We start from the raw sequence: 24362 nt of genomic DNA, 5'->3' as shown, positions 1-24362 counted from the left end.
TTTAAACTTTTATTAATACTTAAATCATATTGCTGTTGAATAACTCTAAAATACATTATCTGTAAATCAAGATATTACATCAAAAAAAAGTAAGTAAATACAGTCATTTTTCTTAAAATTTAATTAATTTTAGTACACTAGGATTCGATTTTATCCGTTTAGTATTTAATTCGATATGCATAAAATCAAAAAAATACATAAGATAATATTACTCTTCATACTCATATTTCTATTGGGCATATATTCGTTTACCTTATACATTAACAATACAATAGATCAGAAAAAAGAAACTTTGGAAGGATCAGAAATAAATAGTTCTGTAAAAACTGATCGTGAAGCCAGTCAAATCAATTAATTTTTTACTGTATAAACTTATTTATCAATCTAAGAAAAATTGATATTCGTTTTGATTACCGTTAATTTGATTGTTGCGCTTATTTTGTATCTTGTAAAAGGAAGATTATCAAGGAATAATTTTAAAAAATGAAAGATTTTATTACTATTAAAACATACACATATCCTTTTGAATATGCCATACTAAAACTACTTCTCGATCGAGAAGGTATTTCTTATTTCTTTGAAAACGAAACAATGGTAGGTGTTTTTCCTTTTTACTCAAACGCACTAGGAGGTATTAATTTAAAAGTTCATCAAAAAGATAAAAATAAAGTACTTCAGATTATAAACGATCTTAACACAGATTCTCACCTTAGAATAGTATAAACGACTATTCTTATTTCTTTATAGTTTTCAACATATATTAAATATATCTTTTTCTTTTTTTTAAATTTAAAATTAATAATGATGATTATAATATAGTGTGGATAGCGGTATAACTTTTTTGAGTTTTATTTGTTTTTTAAGTTAAACTGAATTTTGAGAAAAATATGAACAGGATATCATTATTCTAATTGCTTGAAAATGTTATAAAAATGAAATTTAATTAACAACTGTTAATAGTTAATCAACAGCTTAAATTTTTAATATTTTTACGGTAAAACCGTAGTTTATAACATTGACTTAATACTTGAAAACTTAGCCAAAAAAAGAGGGTTTAAAATTTTGATTTCTTACTACTATACTTGTATTCTAATAAAAATCAAAACTACCAAAAATACTTTATGAATTTTAAGAACTGTTTATCCACACTCACTATTAACAGAAGGTTATGAGTTATTAACATTAGAGTAATATTGGGTTAAATTATTGGTTTTTTGGAGTTTACTTTTTTTAGATTGAATTATCTTTGCTTAACTAATGAAATGAATAAAAAAATGAAAATAGCTATTGGAAATGATCACGCAGGGACTGAATATAAATTTGCAATTGCAGAATATTTGGAATCTGAAGGAATTGAGGTTACTAACTACGGCACTAATGAAAACAATAGTGTTGATTATCCAGATTTTGTACATCCTGTAGCAAAAGATGTGAACACTGAAAAAGTTAGTTTTGGAATTTTGGTGTGCGGAAGCGGAAACGGTGTTGCTATGACAGCTAATAAATACAATAATGTTAGAGCAGGACTTTGTTGGACAAAAGAAATTACAGAATTAACCAGACTTCATAATGATGCTAATATCATATGTATTCCCGCAAGATTTACATCACTACCTCAGGCTATCGAAATGGTAAAAACATTTTTAGCAACAAAATTTGAAGGAGGCAGACACTTAAACAGAGTACATAAAATACCAATGTGTATTTAGCCTATGGTAAAAATTCACGCCCATAACCATTCATATTCTCATGATAAACTTACTGGGCGTAATTTATTATTTTCTATTCTTTTAAATATTGGAATTACAGCTGCCCAGGTAGTTGGTGGTTTAATGTCTGGTAGTCTTTCTTTATTATCAGATGCATTACATAATTTTAGTGATGTACTTTCTTTGATAGTTAGTTTTTTTGCTAATCGATTGGCAAAAAGAGAAGCTTCTATTAAAAGAACTTTTGGTTTTAAAAGAGCAGAGATTATGGCAGCATTTATAAATGCTATTTCATTAGTTGTAATAGCATTAATTCTTGTGTTGGAAGCGATAGAAAGATTACTGAATCCTCAAGAAATAAGTGCACATGTTGTAATTATACTTTCTATAATAGCAATTTTTGGGAATGGACTAAGCGTTTTGCTTTTAAGAAAAGATAGTAAAGTAAATATGAACATGAGATCGGCATATTTACATCTTATAACAGACTTAATGGCATCTTTTGCAGTTTTGATAGGAGGGTTATTAATGAAGTTTTATAAACTATTTTGGGTAGATAGTGTTTTAACTTTTGCAATTGCGATCTATCTGATTATTGTAGGTTATGATCTCTTAAAAAAATCATTTAAAGTATTAATGTTGTATACTCCTGATTCTATTGAGTTAAAAGAAATAGTAAATACAATTAATGCTTTACCAAAAGTTAAAAGTATACATCATATACATGTATGGCAACTTAATGAAGAAGAAACACATTTAGAAGCACATATAGATTTTGATAGTGATATTTTGGTTTCAGAATTTGGAAAAATACTTAACACTATTGAAGATATACTTTATAAAGAATTCAGAATAAATCATGTTACCCTACAACCAGAATATGGAAATCAGGATAATAAAGATATTATTGTACAGGATTAAAAAATATGGATATAAAATTTAAAGTTAAACGTTTTGATGAACTCTCTGCACTAGAACTATATAAAATTTTGCGCTTGCGCGCAGAAGTATTTATAATAGAGCAGGAATGTATATATCAGGATATTGATGATAAGGATCAAAAAGCACTTCATGTAATAGGATATAAGGGTGAAAAGGTTGTCGCATACACGCGATTATTCGATGCAGGTGATTATTTTAAGGAAACTAGTTTTGGACGAGTAGTCATACCCAAAAAGGAAAGACAATATGGGTATGGTCACAAACTAATTAAAGAATCTGTAAACGCCATAGAAACACATTATAAAACTAAAGTAATTAAAATATCTGCTCAGACTTATTTAAAAAAATTCTATGAAACACATGGTTTTAAACAAATAGGAGAAGAATACCTCGAAGATGGTATTCCTCATATTGGTATGATTAGATAATAAAGACTCGTTAGGTTCATGAACCTAACGAGTCTTTATTCTTATTTTAAAAGTTCTTCGTATTTGTTTTTATTACTCAGTATTTCTTGACTTTTAGCTACTTCTGGATTGTGTGTTACATAATACGAATATAATCCTTCTCGATAGAAATAACGCTTAATAATCTCATCTGTTAGTAAATTAACAATTTCGGTTTTATAGGTATCTAAAGCTGCTTGTTTAGAAGTATTTATCGAAGCAATAAGAGTGTTATAGGTAGCGATTATATCTTTATCAAACTTTTCTTTTTTCGCTACTTCTAATGATTTTTTAAATGATTTTTCGGTTTCGGTTTCAAAATTAAACTCACTTTGTTTCACAAAACTTTTAAAATCTTCATAATCTTTATCTGTAAATTTAAAATCAGAGGATTTTTTTAATTGATGAGAATAATAATATTTTGTTCCATATTCAAAAATAGCATCAGATCGCAATAAAGCTGTAGTAATTTTACTGAATTTAGAGGTCTCTAATTCAATATCAGGTTGTATACCACCACCATCATATACCGTTCTTCCGTTTTTGGTTTTAAAGGCTTTAAAATCTTGTTCATTGATACGCACAGCATTATTGTTTTTATCACGATTCCAATAATCTAATGCCTGAATACATCTACCACTAGGAGTATAGTATCTAGAAATAGTAATTTTTAATTGAGTACCATAGGTTAGTTTTTTTGGTCGCTGTACTAGTCCCTTACCAAAACTTCTGGCACCAATAACCACTCCTCTATCAAGATCCTGAATACTACCTGCAACAATTTCACTTGCCGATGCACTTCTTCCATTTACTAATACTACCAAGGGAATCTGGATATCTACAGGTTCTCTTTTTGTAAAATATTCTTTATTATACTTTTTAACCACTGATTTTGTGGTGGTAATTAACTCTCCTTTTGGCACAAAAATATTGGTAACATTTATAGCTTCACTTAATAAACCGCCTGGGTTACCTCTTAAATCTAAAATCACCTTATTAGCACCTTTGGCTTTTAGGTCTTTTAAAGCATCAATAGTTTCACTAGAAGCTTTGTTATTAAATTTTGATAATACAATATATCCAGTATTATCATCTAGCAATGTATGAAAAGGAACTGCATCTACCTCTATTTCTTCTCTTGTTAATACAGTGGTTTTGGTGACTCCCTGTCTTCTATAAGTAATATCAACTTTAGTTCCACTGGCTCCTTTAAGAAGTTCTCCTGCATCATCTTTAAAATCGGCCACTTTTATATCTCCTATTTGTATAATTTCATCACCAGCTTTAAGACCAGCTTTATCTGCTGGATAGCCTTTATAAGGTTCTATGATAATGATTTTATCTTTTATTGTTTTTACAGAGGAACCAATACCTGTATATTCTCCTGCGTTACGTATTTTTGAAGCTTCAACATCCTGCTCATTCCAATATTTAGTATATGGATCCAGATCATCTAACATAGCTTTGATTGCCGTATCCATTAATTCTGCCGGATTCGTTTCATCTACATAGTTCATATTTAATTCTTTGAACATTGTAGTGAAAATTTCAATTTGCTTAGCGATTTCAAAAAAATCTGACTTAAAACTTACAGTAGATAGTAAGATAATCACAGCGACTACAGGGTAGATAATTTTCTTCTTCATTGATGTTTTCTTTTAAATATTGGAAACCAAGTAAACATATGATGTTGTTATTTTGATTTTATTTCTTGTTCGACAAATTTTTGTAATATTCCTTTTATTTTAGATTCTATTAACGAATATTCAGGTATTTCTTTACCTGAAAATAAAAACATAAAAGTGAATTGATGAGTAGTGTTGGGTACAATATACTTATTTTTTCTATAACTTTCACGCATTAAACGTTTTATACAATTACGATCTACTGCTTTTTTGAAATTGCGTTTACTAGCCGATACACCAGCCCTGATTTTAATATTCTCTTCAAAATTTGATTTTTTATACACTAACCTAACGGGGTATTTGGATATAGATTTTCCTTCAGAAAAAAGTAATTCTATTTCCTTTTTGCTTTTTAACCTTTCTTTTTTATTAAAAGTAGCCTTCATTGGCATTAAATGTAGTGATTAGATTTCTTATATGAGTAATAAAAAAACCGGTTTTAGTACCGGTTTTTAATAAGACTTTAGTCTATATGATCCACTCCTATTAACAGCTATTATTCTGAAAAGCTATTATTATTAGGGTTTATATCAGCCATAGTATTTGTAATGTCAATTCCAATAGCTTTTATTTCAGATTTTGGTCTAGAAAGATTTAATGAATAGGTTGGGTTGGTCCAAGGCCAATCAGGCAGTATAGTCCTCTTCATTGATGGGATTGGGTTTTCCTTTTCATTACGCATTACTCTTAAAGGAATATAGAATGATTCTATAGTACTGTCTTTATATTCTACATAAACATCAATAGGCATTGGCATTAATCCAATACGCTCTATAGTGACCTTGGTGTTGTTGTTGTCTTCTACAACATCTTTAATCCCATAATCTATTGTATTTGTTGTCTGTGTCCAATCTGTTAAATACCAATCTAATTGTATTCCAGATACTTTTTCTGCTACCCTTTTAAAATCATTAGGAGTAGGGTGCTTAAATTTCCATTCATTAAAATATCTCTTAATTGTTTTTGCAAGATTATCTTTCCCAATAATATATCCTAATTGTGAAAGAAAAACAGCTCCTTTTGTATAGGCAGAGGCCCCATAAGCGGTATTATGCGAATAGCGATCTGCTTGAGTAGTCTGTGGTTGCTCTATACCAGAAGTAGCTAATTGGTAATATCCCTGATACATTCCTTTTAATGAATTAGGGTTATTTTGTTTCATTACATCATTCATAGCTAGAGTAGAAATATAGCTGGTAAATCCTTCATCCATCCATTCATGCTTAGACTCGTTGTTTGCCAGAATATGTTGAAACCATGAATGTGCCATTTCATGAGCTGTAACCCCAACAAGGCTACCAAAATTTCTTTCTCCTGTGATTAGAGTAGACATAGCATACTCCATACCACCATCACCGCCTTGTAATACAGAATATTGATCATATGGGTATTTCCCTATTTTTTCACTAAAATAATTTACTAATTCTACAGTTTTTGGCTGTAGGTCTTTCCAGTTTTCTATAATTTCTTTCTTGTTTTTATACAAAAAATGAAGCGTAGGACCATTAGGTACTTTTACAACATCATGTAAATATTCTGGATCTGCAACCCATGCAAAATCATGTACGTTTGGAGCTTTAAAATGCCACGAAAGCTTTTTGCCTTTTCTTGTCACTTTAGTGCCGGGTTCTTCATATCCATATCCAATTTCCTGCGGGTTTTGTAAGTATCCTGTACCACCTAAAATATAATTTTTATCAATATTTATGGTTACATCAAAATTACCCCATACTCCATGAAACTCTCTAGCGATATATGGATCAGCATGCCATCCTTCAAAATCATATTCTGCAAGTTTTGGATACCATTGCGTCATCGATAATGCGATACCTTCTTTGTTGTTTCGTCCAGAACGACGTATTTGTTTAGGTACCTGACCGTTAAACTTCATAGAAAAAGTAACCTTTTCTCCTGGTGCAATAGGTTTATCTAATGATACTTCTAAAACAGTCCCAGCAGTTTCATATGTTAATGATTTTCCATTTTGTGATAAAGAAGAAATTTTTAAATATCCGATTTCTTCTGGGGTAAGTTTACTTATTCTGTTTCCAACCCGGGGATCTGGATCCGGTAGGTTACGAGAACGTACATCCATTTCACTTCCTGGTTGAAATGCATTAAAATATAGATGATAAAAAACCTGATATAATGTATCTGGAGAATTGTTAGAATATATTAACTCCTGTGTCCCTTCATATTGAAAATTTTCAACATTCATATCCACATTCATGGTGTAATCTACGTGTTGTTGCCAATACGAAGTATTGTTTTGTGCGATTGCACAAAAGATGCCAACAAAAAAAACAAAAACAATCTTTTTAAACATAATAAAACTATTTAGACAATTTATCCGCCATAATAAGGGCGTTATATAGGTTAACCATTTTACCAGATTTTGATAACCCAGAAAAGCTTCCCACATTAGTTTGTTCTCCTCCGATAACCACCGAGGCTTTGGTACTTAAACCACTATCCATAAGTATTTGTTTTACTTGTGGAGCCTTTAAACCAGGGTAATATGATCTAATTAAAGCAGCAACTCCCGCCACAGCCGGAGCAGCCATAGAGGTTCCTTGTAAATATTCATATGAATTATTAGGTGTAGTTGCCCATATTTTAACTCCTGGAGCAAAAGCATCAACATTACTTTTTCCATAATTAGAAAAATCAGCAACAAGATTGGCACCATATGCATAATTTAAAGCACCAATGGTAATAAAATTATTAGCGATTTCGGAGCCGTTATTCATTTGATCATTTGGATATACTGATTTTTTATCAAGGTCTTTTCCTTCGTTTCCTGCTGCATTTACGATTAATACATCTTTTGATGCGGCATAAGTAATAGCTTCTCTTACCCATTCTGGATGGGTGCTGTAATACTTACCAAAACTAGTGTTAATTACTTTGGCTCCATTGTCTACAACATATCGTATTGCAAGTGCAATATCTTTGTCATATTCATCCCCATTAGGAACAGCTCTAACTGCCATTATTTTTACATTTTGTGCCACTCCATTCATTCCTTTCCCGTTATTTCTCTCTGCAGCAATAATACCAGCAACATGGGTTCCGTGTTTTATCCCTTCTTTTTTTGGATCCGGGCCCATAACATTATTATTCCCATAGTTGACATCTGTAATATCATCTACGTTGTCACCTACCGCTGTTCTACCATCGAATTCCGGGTTTAAATTATAATTTAATTGATCTGTGAAATGATCTACCCCTTCTTTAATATTTTTTATAAAATCTGGCACAGTATCATCAGGATCCATAAACCCAAACATTTGAGCCAGAAAAGCAACATGTTGTTGCATTTCTGGGTTTTTTGCATCAATTTTTAAAAGTTCTTGGCGAGAATAGTTTTCTTTTCCAATTGCTTCTACAACTGCCTTATGTGAAATTTTAGATTGCTGAAGAATTTGCTCGTATTGCCCTTTTTGTGCTGAATTTTCTTGATATTCTTTTTCAAATTCTGCTTTTGCTTCAATATACATTTGGTATTCTTTACGATCAGCCTGCGGTATTGAAGCTAAAGTTTTACCGGCATATTTTGGTTTAAGTTTTTTTATAATTCTTACATATTCCAAGTTTTCATCTTCAGAATCTCCAAGAAAATTCCATCCATGAATGTCATCTACATAGCCATTATTATCGTCGTCTTTACCATTGCCTTTGATCTCTTTTGGATTGGTCCAGATTACTCCATCAAGATCTTCATGTTCGATATCTACACCACTATCAATAACGCCAACAATAACGGTTTTACCTTTTTTATTTTTAATAAGAGTATTATATGCTTTGTTTACACTCATTCCTGGGATGGTATCAGAAACCAAATCAAGTGAATTCCAACCTTTTAATTGAGTATCGGTTAGATCCATATTTTTTAGAGGAGTTGTATCAATATTTCCTATGGGTGTAGATACAATAGTTGGAGCACCACCGCAGCTTACCAAAATCATAGATGAGGCAATAGCGGCAATAATTTTATTAGATGAGGGAATCATTTGATCTTTTATTTTAATTAAATATTTCATTACAAGTAAAAACTTCTTTAAGACGCACCCCTTTCTGGGTATGTTGTACTGTTATTATTTCATTATGGGCATCATGTTCCAGGAATAAATACCACCCATTGGTAGCAGCATTATCAAGAAACAGTTTTTTTTCATCCAAAGTCAACAAAGGTCTTGTATCATAACCCATTACATATGGTAATGGTATATGACCAGCTGTAGGCAGAAGATCTGCCATAAATACGATAGTCTTACCCTTGTGTTCTATATGAGGAATCATTTGTTTTTCTGTATGTCCATTAACAAATAGTACGCCAAAACCTAATTCAGAACTTTTTTGAAACGCTGTATCTGATCTGGAAATAAAATTTAATTGGCCACTTTCTTGTATCGGTACAATGTTTTCGCTTAAAAAAGAAGCTTTTTCCCGTTTATTAGGTGCAATAGCCCATTGCCAATGTTCTTCGTTGCTCCATATTCTGGCATTCTTAAAGGCCAACTCATATCCGGTACGGGCATCATTCCATTGCACCACACCACCACAATGATCAAAGTGAAGATGGGTAATAAAAACATCAGTAATATCATCTCTGTGAAACCCCTTTTCTTTTAAAGAAGCGTCAAGACTATCACTACCCCAAAGTGAGTAATGGCTGAAAAATTTTTCAGATTGCTTGTCTCCCATTCCAGAGTCAATGAGAATTAACCTATCACCATCTTCAATCAGTAAGCATCTTGATGCAATATCAATTAGGTTTTTTTCATCTGCAGGATTGGTTTTGTTCCATAAAACTTTAGGAACGACTCCAAACATAGCCCCTCCATCAAGTTTAAAATTTCCTGCTTTTATGGGATATAAATTCATTTGTTTTTCTTTAAATTATGTTTTCAATTATATGATATCACAAAGGACTGATTGGTATATCCAAAGTACCAATTAATCTCTTTACCAAAACACCTGCTACATATTTTCTTTGTGTTTCATTCATTAGCATCTTTTCAAGAATAATTAAAAATCTTTGCAAAATAGAAAAAATGGAAGGGATCAAGATTTAATTTTTGGACTTTTTAACAATATTTCATCATATTGTATATTTGAGATTACTTTTTCTAAGCGAGTTCCATAATCTAATAATGCTTTAATTTCCTTAATACTAGCTAAACGTTCTTTTCGCATTACAAGTAAAGAATTGCCATTACATTCGATATGATAGTATGGATTACTCTCTAAAAACAGCACTAAATCATCATTAAATAACACTCGAATTTTTTCTGGATTTTCCCCTAAAAGGAAGAATCGCTTAGAAAAATCAGGATGTCCAGAAATTAAAATATCCTTAAAACCCGAAAACTTATATATAAACTCTAATAAACCCTCTTTATCTAGGGTAAATTTGGGAATTTCTTTTTCTAACTGTATCGTTAATATTGTAGTTCTAACCAATGTACGTGCTATAAACTCACCTTCAGAAAATTCGGTATCAGAAATTCTAAAAATAGACTGAGGATCATAAATAGAGTTGTTTAGATAATTGATTTTTTTAGTTTTAAAAAACACAAAATCGTGTAAACCAGAAATATGATTATCCTTTTTAGGGTCATATCGCCAGGAAAAATCATTAGCAATATTCTGTAAATCTTTTTGTCTTTTGGTAAGATTTGATTTTGCTCCAATTTTGATTTTTTTAGAAAAAGGAATCAAACTTCTTATTGCTAGAGGGTGTTCTGAAGAAGTACCATGAATATCAAGTCCTGTGATCTCAAAAGACCCTCCTTTTCTCTTAAAAGTTTCTTGATACCCTAATAGACTCTCCTGTACAGTGTAGTCTACAAAGTCACAAAGAGAAAAATCGATAATGGCATCATGATTCTCAGGGATTGTATCTAATTTTCTTTTTAATCGAGAATAATTAAGAAAGCTCGAAAAATTCTTTACACTAACAAAATAGGTGTCGTTGAAGCCTTCTTTAAACATAAGTACATTAGGTTTAAAAAGATTTCTAACAAAAAACAACACGCTTTTATTAAGGATAAAATGTATAACAATCGTTGTCAGGATTCCGATGAGGATCCCTGTGATTAAGTTTGTTGTTATTGTTGCAATAATTGTGGCAAAGAAAATAATAAGTTGTTCTTTACCGATTTTTGCAACAATTTTTAAGTTTCTGGGAGCTGCCAGTTTATATCCTGTATATACCAAAATAGCTGCCAATGCTGTAAGCGGAATTCTTTTAAGTTGATCTTGAAACAAAACCACAAATAGTATTAAGAATACAGAGTGAAAGAAATTAGAAGTCCGATTGGTACCACCATTATTAACATTTACAGAACTACGGGCAATTACGGTAACTACATTAAGCCCTCCTAAAAAACCACTCACAATTGATGCAACACCTAATGCAGTAAGGTCTTTGTTTATATTTGATCTTCTTTTTAAAGGGTCTAGCTTATCTACAGCCTTAATACTTAATAGAGATTCGATACTTGAAATTAAAGTTATTGCAATAACTACTCCTATAAATTTAAAGTCAAGAATTAATGAAAAATTCGGAGTAGGGAAATTTGAAAAAATATCGTCTGGTATTTGTACTAACAAGGAAGTGTCTATTGGATAAGGAGCACTAGAAAAGAACTCATAATAATAACTTAAACCTACAGCGATAAGAACGATCCACATGGGTGCAGGTACCAATTGAAAATATTTATTTCTGATTTTACCATAAAAAAACATAATCAATAAGCTCAAAACTCCAACCAATGCAGCAATAGCAATGGCGCTATATTCGGGCTTAAATAATAACGAAATACTATGGGGAATATTTGTTAACAAAGAAATAGTATCTCCTTTGATGCCAGTATTGGCAAGCATAACATGAAACTGTTTTGCAAAAATACTTATTCCTATTGCAGCAAGCATTCCTTGAATTGCTGAAGAAGGGAAAAAATCGCTCAAAATACCTAATCGTAATTGTCCAATGATAATCATTAGTACTCCAGAGCATATAATGGCTGCTAATGTAAAAATATAACCTTGATAAAGATCGCCATTAGCAAGTGTTGTGATGGCTCCTAGTAAAACGACTACCAATCCATTACCCGGACCTGTAATTGTAACTTTAGATCCTCCAAAAACACTTACAATAATCCCTCCAACAACAGAGGCAATTACTCCCGAGATAGGAGGAGCTTCAGAAGCTAAAGCTAGCCCTAACCCCAATGGTAATGCGATTAATGAAACCACAAAGCCCGAAAAAATATTCTTGGGCAATTGAGATAAAAAACCAGATGTAGTGTTGCTCGCCTTTTTCATTTATCTCATAATTAAAACATCTGTGGGTAATTCTGATAAAATATGCTCAAGATCATGAAGAAAAATACGATCTAAAAACGTAGTTCTTTTTGGGGCATTCATAATAAGAAGATCTGCCGCTACTACTTTTGCATAATGACCAATAGAATATCCTCTTTTTCCAAAAATAGACTGTGTTTTTATTAAAATACCGGTCTTAAGATCTTCCGGAACATCATTTAAGATATGTTGTACCCTAAGATCTTCTTTTTTAGTTAATTGTTCTTTTATTAATGTGTCCTTAAGCAAAGATCGATCGTCTTCTACAACAACCTTAACCTCTTGACGAGAAATTTCTTCTACAATAGTGAGTTTTTGTGCACCAAGATTCTGGGCTACTTCAAATGAATCAAGAATTGTTTGTCTGGTTTTCTCATCTTTAAGACCATTTACCACAATATGATTACAGGGTCTTAAATCTTCTGATGGCTTTATTAACAACAAAACAGAACAATGTGCATTTCTGGTAATTTTTCGTGCAATTGACCCAATATAAAACTTAAGAAAGTCTTCTCTGGGGATAGCACCAAGCATAATTAGATCAGCATTATTTTCTCTGGCAGTCTCGATAATAATAGTAACGGGATCACCTTGTTTCCAAATAACACTCACTTTTTCATCATCATCGTCAGAAAATCCAGAAATGAGTTCTTTTATGTTATCTTCTTTCTTTTTAGTTTTCTCACCTACATGAACAATGATCATTTTAGAATCAAAAAAATCAACCATTCGCATGGCCTCAAAAATATTGTTTTTTAGGTTAGGAGAAAAGGCTACCCCAATAAGGATAGTATTAAATTTATGATTAGGTAATTCGTTCAAAGATTTATTTTGTAATAATTATAAGTGGCAAAATATAAACTTAATTTTTTAAAATCAGAAAATAGCACTTATTTCTGTTATTTTTAAAAAAATCCCGATCTTTCTCACATTAATCTGATTTAAGAACAAAACATGTTAGAACTGGCAGGAATAATTATATTGGGGATCTTAGCCCAATGGGTAGCATGGAAATTTAAAATACCCGCAATTTTACCATTAATTTTAATTGGGCTTTTGGTTGGTCCTTTTGCTACTTTATTTACTAGTGATGGCACTAAATTGATACAACCTATCTGGAACGGGAAAGAAGGTCTTTTTCCTGGTGAGAGCTTATTCTATTTTGTTTCTTTAGCCATAAGCATTATTCTTTTCGAAGGTGGTCTTACTCTAAGAAGAAGCGAAATTCTTAATGTTGGTCCTGTGATTATAAAATTAATCACAATTGCCGTTATTGTTACTTTTTTTGGTGCAGGATTAGCAGCACACTACATTTTTGGTTTAAGTTGGCCTATTTCTTTCTTATTTTCTTCATTAATTATTGTAACTGGTCCTACAGTAATAACTCCGATTCTTAGAAATATTCCTCTTAAAAAGGACGTGTCTGCAGTATTAAAATGGGAAGGTATTTTAATTGATCCAATTGGAGCCTTGGTTGCTGTTTTGGTATTTGAATTTATTAGAGTAGGCGGTGGCGAAGAATTTACATTTACAGCTTTGATCGAATTTGGTAAAATTATACTAGTAGGCTTTACGTTTGGCTTTACGTTTGCTCATGCTTTGGCATTTTCTCTTAAGAAAAAAATTATCCCTCATTACTTGCTTAATGTAGTAACTCTTGCATTGGTATTAGGTGTTTTTGTGTTATCTGATGCTTTTGCTCACGAGTCTGGGTTACTTTCTGTAGTGGTTATGGGTATGGTATTAGGAAATATAAACCTTCCTCACATTGATGAAATTTTATACTTTAAAGAATCTCTAAGTGTACTTCTGATCTCAATATTATTTATTCTTCTGGCAGCAAATATCAATATCGAAGATTTACAACTAATCTATAATTGGCAAGCTGCTTTACTTTTTATTATTGTCGTTTTTATAGTAAGGCCTATAGGTGTATTTCTAAGCTCTTTAAACTCAGGACTCAAAACTAACGAAAAGCTTTTTATTAGTTGGGTGGGGCCTCGAGGTATTGTAGCAGCTGGTATTGCATCATTATTCGGATTAAAACTATATAAAGAAGGAGTTCCGGGAGCAGAGTATATTACACCTCTTGTGTTTATGATTGTATTAGGTACTGTTTTACTTAATGCTACTACAGCACGTATTTTTGCCAAATTAGTTGGAGTATTTCTCAAAAAATCTGAAGGTATTTTAATTATAGGCGCCTCCAAAGTTTCCAGATTGATTGCAGTATATATCAAAAACAACAATCGACATGTGGTTTTGGTAGACAGCAATAGAGACAACATTAATAAAGCCAAGGATCTGGGATTAGAAGCGATAGAAGGTAATATTTATAGTGATCAGCTCAACGACAATATTGAGTTAAATGATATGGGATACCTAATGGCACTTACGGGCAATAGTGATATAAATAAATATGCAATTAATAAGTTTAAAGATCAATTTGGAGAATATGGGGCTTTTAGATTAATTACTTCTGAAGAAATGGAAGACCCCAAAAATAACCCTCAGGAAGGCCTATTTTCTCATACCGATGACTACTATAAACTTATTGAACTTGCCGAAAAATATCCTGGAATTCAAGAAATAAAGATTAAGGATAAAAAACAATATAAAACGTTGATTGATATGACTAAAGATGATAAAGACATTATCCCTCTGTTTATAAAAGATACCAATAAAGACATTAGAATTATATCATCATTTAGTAAAGAAATAGAGCAGGTAGAAGAAGGTAGTTTTTTAGCCTATATTGGTAAGCCCATTGATATCGAAGAAGTAAAATAAATTACCATATTCTATATAAGATAGTTACTTGTTACAACCAATTTTATAGATGATGAAACTATGGGATTATATAGCGATATTACCTAGTCCAGTTTAATTTTCTTACTTTTGAGTTTAACTTAACCTAAAAATCAAGAATTAAAATGAAAAAACTTGTGTATGTCGTTGCCTGTATCCTTGCCCTGGGATTTACAGCATGTGGAAGCGATGATGAAGATGTAGATTGTGTTAAAGCTAATGTAGACTTATCAGAAGCTGCCGTAGTATATAGTCAAAACATTGGTTCTACAGAAGCTTGTACTGCATATAAAACAGCAATAGAAACAGTTTTAAATAATGGCTGCGCTGCTGATGATGAAACAATTAAAGTTTATGAAGAGCAATTAAAAATATTAGGAGATTGTAAGTTTGGAGGGCAAACTTGTCTGAATTGTACTAATAACAATATTACTCTGCGGGTATGCAGAGGAGAAAACGGAAATGCTTTTATACAAGAATTTCATCAAGGAGTATTAACTCCTCGAGACACAGGTGTTCCTTTTGAAAAATATGTAGAACTTTCTGATTGTCAATAATCAGATAATATCTTTATAAAAAATAAATAAAAAAGTGATCATTTTTGATCACTTTTTTTGTTTAATAAGATATATATACACAGGAAAATGATCACTGTATCCTCCTGTATATGCACCATTAGTATAGCTACGAAAAGGATACCCTTTATACTTACCTGTTGGTGTAATCAAATATTCTGGATTAAATACTCCAGCTTTATAATACCGATAAGAAGAATAATCCGTGTCTAAAAAGTTTTTAGAAATAATAATTTGATCAAACAGGCTCCATTGATCTCTCCAAGCAAGGGAACCCAAACCTTTTTTAGCCAATTTTGCCATAGGATTGTAAAGCCCTTTAATTTTAATATTTTTTCTATACTGTTTTGCAACCAGTATTTTTTTTACACTAGAGTCATTAGGATTGTCATTAAGGTCACCCATCGTGATAATTTTTGCATATGGATCAACAGCAAATATAGAATCCATTATCTTTTTGTTTAGTGCTGCTGCTTTTTCTCTTTTATATCGACTCCTAGCTTCTCCACCTCTTCTAGATGGCCAATGATTTACAATTATATGTAGTAAATCTCCATCCAGATAACCACTTACCAGTAATTGATCTCTTGTAAACACTCGCTTAGCAGTATTTCTGTCATAAATTACCAACTTATGTTTATTGTAGGTTTTCACCTTAAACAGAGCATTTTGATAGAGTAAAGCCACATCTATCCCTCTTCGATCCGGAGAATCAAAATGAACAATTCCATAGTCCTTTGGCCTAAGATTTGGATCATTGACAAGATCTTCGAGCACTTTTCTATTTTCTATTTCTGCAACTCCCAAAATAGCAGGAGAGTTGGCAGTTAGGTCTTCGCCAATTTCAGAGATTGTTCTGGCCATATTTTTCACCTTATGAGTATACATTTTATAGGTCCAATGGTCCTTTCCTTTAGGAGTTCTGTCATCATCAAAAGTTATAGGATCATCTTCGGGGTCAAAGAGATTTTCAAGATTGTAAAATGCAATGGTATGGATTTTATACTCCTTTGTTTCTTGTGCAAAAACAAAGGAAGTGGTTAATAAAATGAGTGTTACGCAGATACTTTTCAAAAACATAAGCTTGCTTTTTATCATACCTCACAGAGATACTGAATCCAGTTCAGCACAATGTGAGGTTTAGGGTTAATCTTTTAGACAGATATCAAAATCAGGATCTTGGCACCTACTTCGAGACAAATATTGGTTTTTCCAGTTTCGAAAAATGAAACTGGGATATTTTATACTTGCTCATTATTAACATATAACTCGGGAGTATTTTGAGTTATTCAACCCTATATATCACACACTATGAGCCATACTCTTTTTGATTCAAAATATATTATTTTGCTAGTGTTCTTTTGTAGTATTGTGGGCATACACGCTCAACAAACCGGGCTAAAAGGAAAAGTTATCGATGCTATTTCTGGTGTAAATCTTGAAAAGGTTACAGCATCTATTAAAGAAACAAAGGTTACTGTATTCACTAATTCGTTTGGCGAATTTGATTTTAGAAATACTATGCTTCCTATAGGGGAGCAAGTACTTATACTATCGAAACAAGGATATATAACTAAACGTTTTCCTATTGTAATTAATGAAGGGGATGTCCTGGATCTTAAAAAAATAGACTTACAGTTTGATTTTAATACAGAACAATATATAGGTACGATTAGCCTTTCTGATCATGAATTAGATGAAGATAATGATGTTTCCTTTAGTGTTTCAGGATTACTTCAATCTACCCGAGATGTATTTCTTACTGCTGCAGCATTTGATTTTAGCTCAACTTTTTTTCGCCCAAGAGGTTTAGGAAATGAAAATGGAAAAGTTCTGATCAATGGAGTTGAAATGAACAAATTTTCTAATGGAAGACCACAATGGAGCAATTGGGGAGGGTTAAATGATGTGCAACGCAATCAGGAATTTTCACTAGGGATCTCAGAAAACGACTATACATTTGGAAATCTTTTAGGAACTTCTAACATCATTATGAGGGCTTCTAAATACAGAAAAGGAGGCAAAATATCTTATGCCATTTCTAACCGTAGTTATCAAGGGAGAGTAATAGGAACGTATAATTCTGGGATTACCGCAAGAGGATGGGCATTCTCTGTATCCTTAGCTAGAAGATATGGAAAAGAAGGCTTTGTTGAGGGAACCTTATATGATTCAAATTCATTTTTTATTTCGATTGAAAAGAAATTAGGGAGAAAACACAGTCTAAACCTAACAGGTTTTTATACTCCAAATCGTAGAGGGAGGTCTACAGCGATTACCGATGAAGTATTTAATCTTAAAGGAAATAAATATAACCCTAACTGGGGGTATCTAGACGGAAAAATAAGGAACTCCAGAGAGCGGAAAATAGAGGAGCCAGTCTTTATGATAAATCATTATTGGAATATATCAAAAAAAACTCGTTTACAGACGAATATAGCATTTCAGACCGGTAAAATTGCAAATAGTAGAATAGATAATGGAGGCAGTGATTTAATAATAGGTCCAAACGGGCAACAAACCTATATTGGAGGAGGCAGAAGTGCAGACACCAATCCTGTGCACCCGGATAATATGCCAAGTTCTTTTTTAGAAAATCCTGACCCAACTCCTCTGGAGTATCAAAATGCATTTTTGGCGCAACAAAGTCTTATCAACAATGGACAATTAAACTGGGCTGATTTGTTACAAACCAATCAACAAAATGCGCAAAAAGGTAATAATTCAACATATATTTTATACGAGGATAGAACAGATGATACCCAGTTGAGTGGTAATATGATACTAAATAGTCAGCTCAATCAACACATTACATTAAATGCAGCAATCGGGTACAAGAATTTAAAGAGCCAAAATTTTGCTGAGGTAACCGATCTTTTGGGTGGTACTGGTTTTCTGGATATTGACGTATTTGCTTTATCTTCGATAGAATTAACTCCTTCTGAATTATCCAATAGAGCACAGAGTGATTTACGTAACCCTAACCGTATTGTAGGAGTAGGAGATCGGTATGATTATAACTATGAGATTGAGGCCTCTGCAATTAAGGGATTTCTTCAAGGGCAATTTAAGTTGAAAAGAGTTAACTTCTTTTTGGGAGGAACATTTTCACAAACCTCCTATCAAAGAAATGGTTTGTTTGAAAATGGATACTTTCCAGGGAATGCTTCTTATGGAAAAAGCGAAGCTTTGAACTTTATAAATTATGGAATAAAGGCAGGAACTACTCTTACTGTCAATGGACATCATTTTATAAAAATACAAGGCGCTTATTTCAATAAAGCACCTACAATTCGTAATACTTTTGCAAATGCAAGACAGAATAATAGTACTGTAGCAGAATTATTAGGTGAATCTCAGGAAAGTGAAAAAATTCAATCTGTAGATGGTAGTTATATACTTCGTTCTTCAAAAATAAAAGCAAGATTAACAGGGTATTACACCAAGGTTATGGATGCTACCAATATTTCTTTCTTTTTTACCGAAGCTATCTCAGGATCAGATGTAGGGTTTGTTCAGGAAATACTTACCAATATTGATAAACGATACATTGGTGGAGAATTTGGAATTGAATATCAAATTACCCCGACTATCAAGATTAAAGGAGCTGCTGCTGTTGGTAGCTTTGTATATGATAATGATCCAGACTTAGTCTTAACTAGTACTAGTGAAGCATTTTCAGACATTCAAGGGGTACGAAGTTTCGGAAAATCAGCATTAGAGGGGTATCACATTTCAGGAGGACCTCAACGCGCAGGGCAATTAGGTTTTGAATATCGTGACCCAGATTTTTGGTGGTTTGGGGCTACTACAAATTATTTTTCTAATGCGTATATCAATATAAGTCCTTTTGCAAGAACCACGAATTTTTATCAAGATACTGATGGATTACCTTTTAATGATTATGACGAAAATATTGCAAAGCATCTTTTACAACAGGAGCAGTTTAAGGATTATTTTCTTGTAAATGCTATTGGTGGAAAATCCTGGAGAATCAAGAAGTACTACATTGGTTTTTTTGCCTCTATAAATAATATTCTTGATCAAGAATATAGAACAGGAGGATTTGAGCAGGCTAGGAGTGCGAATTACAGATTGGCTTTAGAAGAATCACAACGTGATACTCCCGTTTTTGGATCAAAATATTTTTACGGGTTTGGTACTTCCTACTATCTCAATGTCTATGTAAGATTTTAGTTTCAGATCTCACTATAAAAACAATAAATACAACAAAAATATCGTACAAAAATGAACACAAAGAAATGTTTTTGGATTTTAATTGTATCGTATACAATTATGGCCTGCTCACCAGAAGAAGAATTTAAAATATCTCCGGTTACCATAGATGAACCGCAAATTGAAGGCACACAAATTACAATTGATGCAATACTCGGTATTCTGGGACAAAAACTTATAGAAGATGGAGAAAAAGCCAAAGTAATTTTTGAAGATACCAACAATTTTATACCAGGTTACGTAGTATCCAGTGATAAAGCCAGTAATTTTTTTAAAGAACTTGTGCTTCAGGATAAAAATGCTAACCCTTCTGCAGGAGTTCGGGTATTAATTGATGATAATCCATTATTTACTACTTATGAATTTGGACGTAAAATGTACATTAAGCTAGATGGTTTGTCTCTTGGCATAGAAAACGGGATTCCAACTCTTGGAGTTTCAGAAGGAAATACCATTGGCGCAATTCCCTCTTTTTTTATAGAAAAAACTGTGATAAGATCTACAGAAATAGAGACTATAACTCCGCTAGAAATAACGATTGAAGATTTTACAGATAAACTAGTAAACTTATATATTAAGGTAAATAATATTCAGTTCACCAAAAGTCTTGTTTTAGAAGATAACACTTTTACTTTTGCAGCAGAAAATTATGATAAATTTGATGGAGAACGTATTGTAGAGAGTTGTGCAACAGGAAGAACTACGATAATGAGTACAAGCACTTTTTCAGACTTTAAAGGGTTAAAACTACCAATTCAACAAGGAAGTTTTGAAGGAATATTAACTAAAAACTTTTTAGGAAACAGATATAACTTAGTACTTAATGATCCGCGAGGGTTAGTATTTGATAATGAAACGAGATGTGATCCTATAGTTTTAGAATGTCCAGCAATTTCTACAGGGGCTACGATATTATTTGAAGAAGATTTTAGTGATCTCAAAATTGGTGATTTAGAAGATTCTGGATGGATGAATAGTAATATCACAGGAGGAAAATTAAAGTATAAGATAGGTAACTTTGGTGAAAATCAATATGCACAAATTACTGGGTATAGATCTAAAGAAAGCCTATATGAGGTATGGTTTATTACTCCAGATATTGATGTAAGTACCTCAATAGATGAGGTTTTACATTTTGATCTGCAAGCAGGATATGATAACGGAAATATTCTTGAGGTTTTTGCAACCAATAATTTTACCGGAGACCCAACAACCACATCCTGGATAAAGCTTGATGCTTTGATCCCGAGAGGGCCATTAAATGCTTTTGGTAATGCTACACCAGCAGGACCCATTGGGTTATCCTGTTTAGATGGTACAATTCGTATAGGTTTTCGATATATTGGTGGTGATCCCAGAGCTACTACACGTTACCATATTGATAATATTAGAATTATAGGAGAATAAGGAAAAAGGGTGTTTTATTACAGTAAATTCAAATTGTAAATGGTATTAGTTTAAAAAAGAATATTTCACCAAGGTTAAATCCTTTATTTTTGCAGATTAGTTTAAAAATATAAATTATGGAAAAACTTGGACTTACTAGTGAGAACTGGGATCAATTTGTAAAATGGTTATGGGATTTTATACCGGGCTTAGTTTCGGCTATCATTATTCTTATAGTAGGTATATGGGCTATTAATGTTATAAGTCGTATGCTTCGCAAGTTTTTCAAAAAGAAGGATTATGATGAAACATTAGAAAAATTTCTTTATGATTTTTTGAATTTAGGGCTTAAAGTTCTCCTGGTGGTTTTGGTGGTGACTCAATTAGGGGTACAATCATCGTCATTAGTTGCTATTTTGGGTGCCGCTGGCCTAGCCGTTGGCTTGGCATTACAAGGATCTTTGGCAAATTTTGCAGGCGGGGTATTGATCTTGTTTTTTAAACCCTTTAAAATAGGTGATTTTATTGAAGCACAAGGCATACAGGGTACAGTAAAAGAAATCTCAATTTTCACTACAAAATTAAATACTTTTGGTAATCAATTGGCAATTCTCCCCAACGGTAAATTGTCTAATGACAATATCATTAATTACTCTGAAGAAGGTAAAAGACGAGATAATATTACAATTGGAGTATCTTATGATAGTGATATCAAGAAGGCCAAACAAGTACTACTAGACCTTGTAAATGAACAAGATAAAATAGTTCAAGATCCTTTACCGGTGGTAGTGGTGACAGAACTTGGGGATAGCTCGATAACGCTTTCATTACGATATTGGACACTTACTGAAGAATTTTGGGATATACATTTTTATACTCTCGAAGAAGCAAAAAAACGCTTGGAATCAGATGGGATCTCTATTCCTTTTCCTCAAAGAGATATTCATTTATATCAACATGAAAACATAAAATAGAATTTACAAAACTGATATTAGATGTAGAAACCCTAAACCTTATGATTTTTATAGTGTATTTATATTGAACTTCCTGATTAATTTAATGATTTTTGGATTGTTTGCATAGTAGCCATATTATGTATATCTTAATGTTAGTTAATAGGTTACGGTTGTAAAGATTCAATGTTTTTAGAAAATTCCTTATTAATCTAAATAACATCATTGACTTTCTGCCAAAGACTAATATGAATGTAAAGACAATGAAAAAAACAGTCACTTTAGCGATAATCATAATCATCTTTGCAGGAGTCAATGCTCAAGAATATAGAACCTATAAATCTCTAGAAGAAGCTCTAAAAACTCCGGATCAAGTTTATGAATTAGATTTAAGTAAACGTGAACTCACTAGTCTTTCGAAATCTATCGGAAAACTCACGAATTTAACAACCCTTAATTTAGATAATAATCACCTTAGTAGTCTTCCTGAGTCCATTAGAGAACTAACCAATTTGAGAGAGCTTACTTTAAGGAGAAACAAATTTAGTACTCTTCCCGAATCTATAGGTCAACTCACCAACTTAAGAGAGCTTACTTTAAGTTATAATTATCTCTCCAGTCTTCCTGAATCTTTTGAAAATCTTACGAATTTAACAAGGCTTAGCCTGGGAATTAATCGATTTACCAGTCTTCCCGAATCTGTTGGAAAACTCACAAACTTAACGAGACTTGGTATGGATAAGAATCGACTCACCAGTTTTCCAGAAGCCATAATAAACCTTACGAATTTAACAAAGCTTTACTTAAATGATAATCGACTCAGTATGCTTCCCAAATCGATTGGGAACCTTACGAATTTGACAGATCTTGGCTTGCATAACAATCACCTTTCTAGTCTTCCCGAATCGATTGGGAACCTCACGAATTTGACAGAGCTCACCCTGGGAAAAAACAGATTGAACACTCTTCCCGAATCGATTGGAAACCTTACGAATTTGACAGAATTTCACTTGGATAATAATCGATTTACCAGTTTTCCAGAATCTATTAATCAACTTATAAGTTTAACATGGCTTGACTTGAGTAACAATCATCTTTCTAATCTTCCAGGATTCATTGGTCAGCTTATGAATTTGACATGGCTCGACTTAAGTAACAATCGCCTTTCTAGTCTTCCAGAATCTATTAGTGAACTCATGAATTTGACAGTGCTTGACTTGGATAACAATCAACTTACAGACCTTCCTAAATCCATAGGAAGTTTTATGAATCTCACGGTATTTAATTTGAGCAATAATAAACTTAGTAATCTTCCAGAATCTGTAGGGAATTTCACGAATTTGACTAGGTCTAATTTAAGTAATAATCAATTTGCCAACTTTCCAAAAGTCATTGAAAATTTCACGAATTTGATTTTACTAGATTTAAGCAATAATCAACTAAGCAGTCTTCCTGAATCTATAGGGAAGCTTACAAATTTAACTAGGCTTAACTTAAGTAATAATAACCTTAACACTCTCCCAAAATCTATAAGGAATTTCACGAATTTGATTTTACTAGATTTAGATAACAACCAACTCACTTCCCTTCCGGCATCTATTGGGAGTTTCACGAATTTGACAAAACTTAATTTAAATGGAAATAAACTAAGCAGTCTTCCTGAATCTATAGGTAATTTGGTAAATTTGACAGTATTAAAGATTAATAATAATCAACTCAAGAGTCTTCCAAAATCCATCGGTCGGCTTACAAATTTGACAGATCTTTTTTTATACTCTAACAAACTCACCAGACTTCCGCAATCCATCGGTCGACTTACAAATTTGACAGATCTTTTTCTTCAACATAACCAACTTACCAGTCTTCCACAAACCATAGGTCAGCTTACGAGTTTATCAGGACTTTTTTTAAATGCAAATCAACTCATTAGTCTTCCGAAATCTATTGGTGAACTCAAGAATTTAACTTGGCTTATTTTAACTTCTAATAAATTAAATGAATATAAAAAAGAAGAGCTTAAAAAATTAATACCGCATTGTAAAATTGAATTTTGAGATAATTTATCTGTAGTCTTGTTATCACCATTTTATAATAACCATGATTATGTAATTAGGTATCTCATAACAATACTAAGTAATTATAACCTCGGCGTTCTTAGAAATTAAAACAGTAAATTCTAATTTTATAACCGCTTGAATTATATTCAAGTAACCTATTATTTTTTTTCATATTCTTTTGTCATTGGTTTTTA

18 protein-coding genes are annotated in these 24362 nt (G+C 32.2%); 10 read left to right on the top strand and 8 right to left on the bottom strand.

The genetic code is table 11. The features are described from left to right. Positions 1-483 precede the first annotated feature (483 nt). The 4 genes from Z054_RS0102900 (at position 484) to Z054_RS0102885 (ending at position 3079) form a co-directional block, all read left to right on the top strand. Positions 484-723, top strand: coding sequence for a hypothetical protein (locus Z054_RS0102900; RefSeq protein ID WP_024768599.1), 240 nt, complete (start codon positions 484-486; stop codon positions 721-723). A gap of 551 nt (positions 724-1274) precedes the next feature. Next, a complete protein-coding gene (gene rpiB, locus Z054_RS0102895) occupies positions 1275-1709 on the top strand; it encodes a ribose 5-phosphate isomerase B (protein ID WP_024768598.1) in 435 nt (144 codons plus the stop codon). A 3-nt stretch (positions 1710-1712) separates the two neighbouring features. Beyond that, on the top strand, positions 1713-2630 hold the full coding sequence (locus Z054_RS0102890) for a cation diffusion facilitator family transporter (protein WP_024768597.1): 918 nt from the start codon (positions 1713-1715) through the stop codon (positions 2628-2630). An 11-nt stretch (positions 2631-2641) separates the two neighbouring features. Then, positions 2642-3079, top strand: coding sequence for a GNAT family N-acetyltransferase (locus Z054_RS0102885; protein ID WP_024768596.1), 438 nt, complete (start codon positions 2642-2644; stop codon positions 3077-3079). 41 nt (positions 3080-3120) lie between these two features. Here the strand turns inward: Z054_RS0102885 and Z054_RS0102880 are convergent, their stop codons facing one another. The 7 genes from Z054_RS0102880 to Z054_RS0102845 form a co-directional block, all read right to left on the bottom strand. Continuing rightward, entirely contained in the window at positions 3121-4743 is a 1623-nt protein-coding gene (locus tag Z054_RS0102880; RefSeq protein ID WP_024768595.1) for a S41 family peptidase, read from the bottom strand. A gap of 47 nt (positions 4744-4790) precedes the next feature. Then, a complete protein-coding gene (gene rnpA / locus Z054_RS0102875; RefSeq protein WP_024768594.1) occupies positions 4791-5168 on the bottom strand; it encodes a ribonuclease P protein component in 378 nt (125 codons plus the stop codon). A 110-nt stretch (positions 5169-5278) separates the two neighbouring features. Continuing rightward, positions 5279-7108, bottom strand: a complete 1830-nt coding sequence (locus Z054_RS0102870; protein ID WP_024768593.1) for a M1 family metallopeptidase — start codon at positions 7106-7108, stop codon at positions 5279-5281. Between the two features lie 7 nt (positions 7109-7115). Then, complete coding sequence (locus tag Z054_RS0102865; protein WP_024768592.1) at positions 7116-8825, bottom strand: S8 family peptidase; 1710 nt, start codon at positions 8823-8825, stop codon at positions 7116-7118. Further along, positions 8809-9669 (bottom strand): MBL fold metallo-hydrolase, encoded by an 861-nt coding sequence (locus Z054_RS0102860; RefSeq protein ID WP_024768591.1) that lies wholly within the window; start codon positions 9667-9669, stop codon positions 8809-8811. The genes Z054_RS0102865 and Z054_RS0102860 overlap by 17 nt, the downstream gene beginning before the upstream one ends. A gap of 180 nt (positions 9670-9849) precedes the next feature. Then, a complete protein-coding gene (locus Z054_RS0102850) occupies positions 9850-12114 on the bottom strand; it encodes a SulP family inorganic anion transporter (RefSeq protein WP_024768590.1) in 2265 nt (754 codons plus the stop codon). Continuing rightward, a complete protein-coding gene (locus Z054_RS0102845) occupies positions 12115-12975 on the bottom strand; it encodes a universal stress protein (protein WP_024768589.1) in 861 nt (286 codons plus the stop codon). A 132-nt stretch (positions 12976-13107) separates the two neighbouring features. On the opposite strand from Z054_RS0102845, the gene Z054_RS0102840 reads away from it, so the two are divergent. Together Z054_RS0102840 and Z054_RS0102835 are read left to right on the top strand one after the other, a co-directional pair. After that, positions 13108-14943 (top strand): cation:proton antiporter, encoded by a 1836-nt coding sequence (locus Z054_RS0102840; RefSeq protein ID WP_024768588.1) that lies wholly within the window; start codon positions 13108-13110, stop codon positions 14941-14943. Between the two features lie 143 nt (positions 14944-15086). Beyond that, on the top strand, positions 15087-15518 hold the full coding sequence (locus Z054_RS0102835) for a hypothetical protein (RefSeq protein ID WP_024768587.1): 432 nt from the start codon (positions 15087-15089) through the stop codon (positions 15516-15518). A gap of 48 nt (positions 15519-15566) precedes the next feature. On the opposite strand, the gene Z054_RS0102830 is transcribed toward Z054_RS0102835, so the two are convergent. Further along, on the bottom strand, positions 15567-16616 hold the full coding sequence (locus tag Z054_RS0102830) for an endonuclease/exonuclease/phosphatase family protein (protein ID WP_024768586.1): 1050 nt from the start codon (positions 16614-16616) through the stop codon (positions 15567-15569). Positions 16617-16847: 231 nt separating this feature from the next. On the opposite strand from Z054_RS0102830, the gene Z054_RS0102825 reads away from it, so the two are divergent. From Z054_RS0102825 to Z054_RS0102810, 4 genes are all read left to right on the top strand, one after another. Then, positions 16848-19733, top strand: coding sequence for a TonB-dependent receptor (locus Z054_RS0102825; RefSeq protein ID WP_024768585.1), 2886 nt, complete (start codon positions 16848-16850; stop codon positions 19731-19733). 51 nt (positions 19734-19784) lie between these two features. Then, positions 19785-21179 carry a DUF5689 domain-containing protein gene (locus Z054_RS0102820; protein ID WP_035090174.1) on the top strand — a complete coding sequence of 465 codons (1395 nt, stop codon included), beginning with the start codon at positions 19785-19787 and terminating at the stop codon, positions 21177-21179. 116 nt (positions 21180-21295) lie between these two features. Then, the gene (locus tag Z054_RS0102815; protein ID WP_024768583.1) at positions 21296-22132 is read left to right on the top strand and encodes a mechanosensitive ion channel family protein; all 837 of its coding nucleotides are present in this window, start codon (positions 21296-21298) and stop codon (positions 22130-22132) included. A 242-nt stretch (positions 22133-22374) separates the two neighbouring features. Further along, positions 22375-24165 (top strand): leucine-rich repeat domain-containing protein, encoded by a 1791-nt coding sequence (locus Z054_RS0102810; protein WP_161635235.1) that lies wholly within the window; start codon positions 22375-22377, stop codon positions 24163-24165. Positions 24166-24362 lie beyond the last annotated feature (197 nt).

It is taken from the genome of Aquimarina macrocephali JAMB N27 (genome assembly GCF_000520995.1).
Taxonomy (GTDB): Bacteria; Bacteroidota; Bacteroidia; order Flavobacteriales; family Flavobacteriaceae; genus Aquimarina; species Aquimarina macrocephali.
Note: the sequence above shows the minus strand (reverse complement) of the source record. Positions and strands in the feature narration are given on the sequence as shown.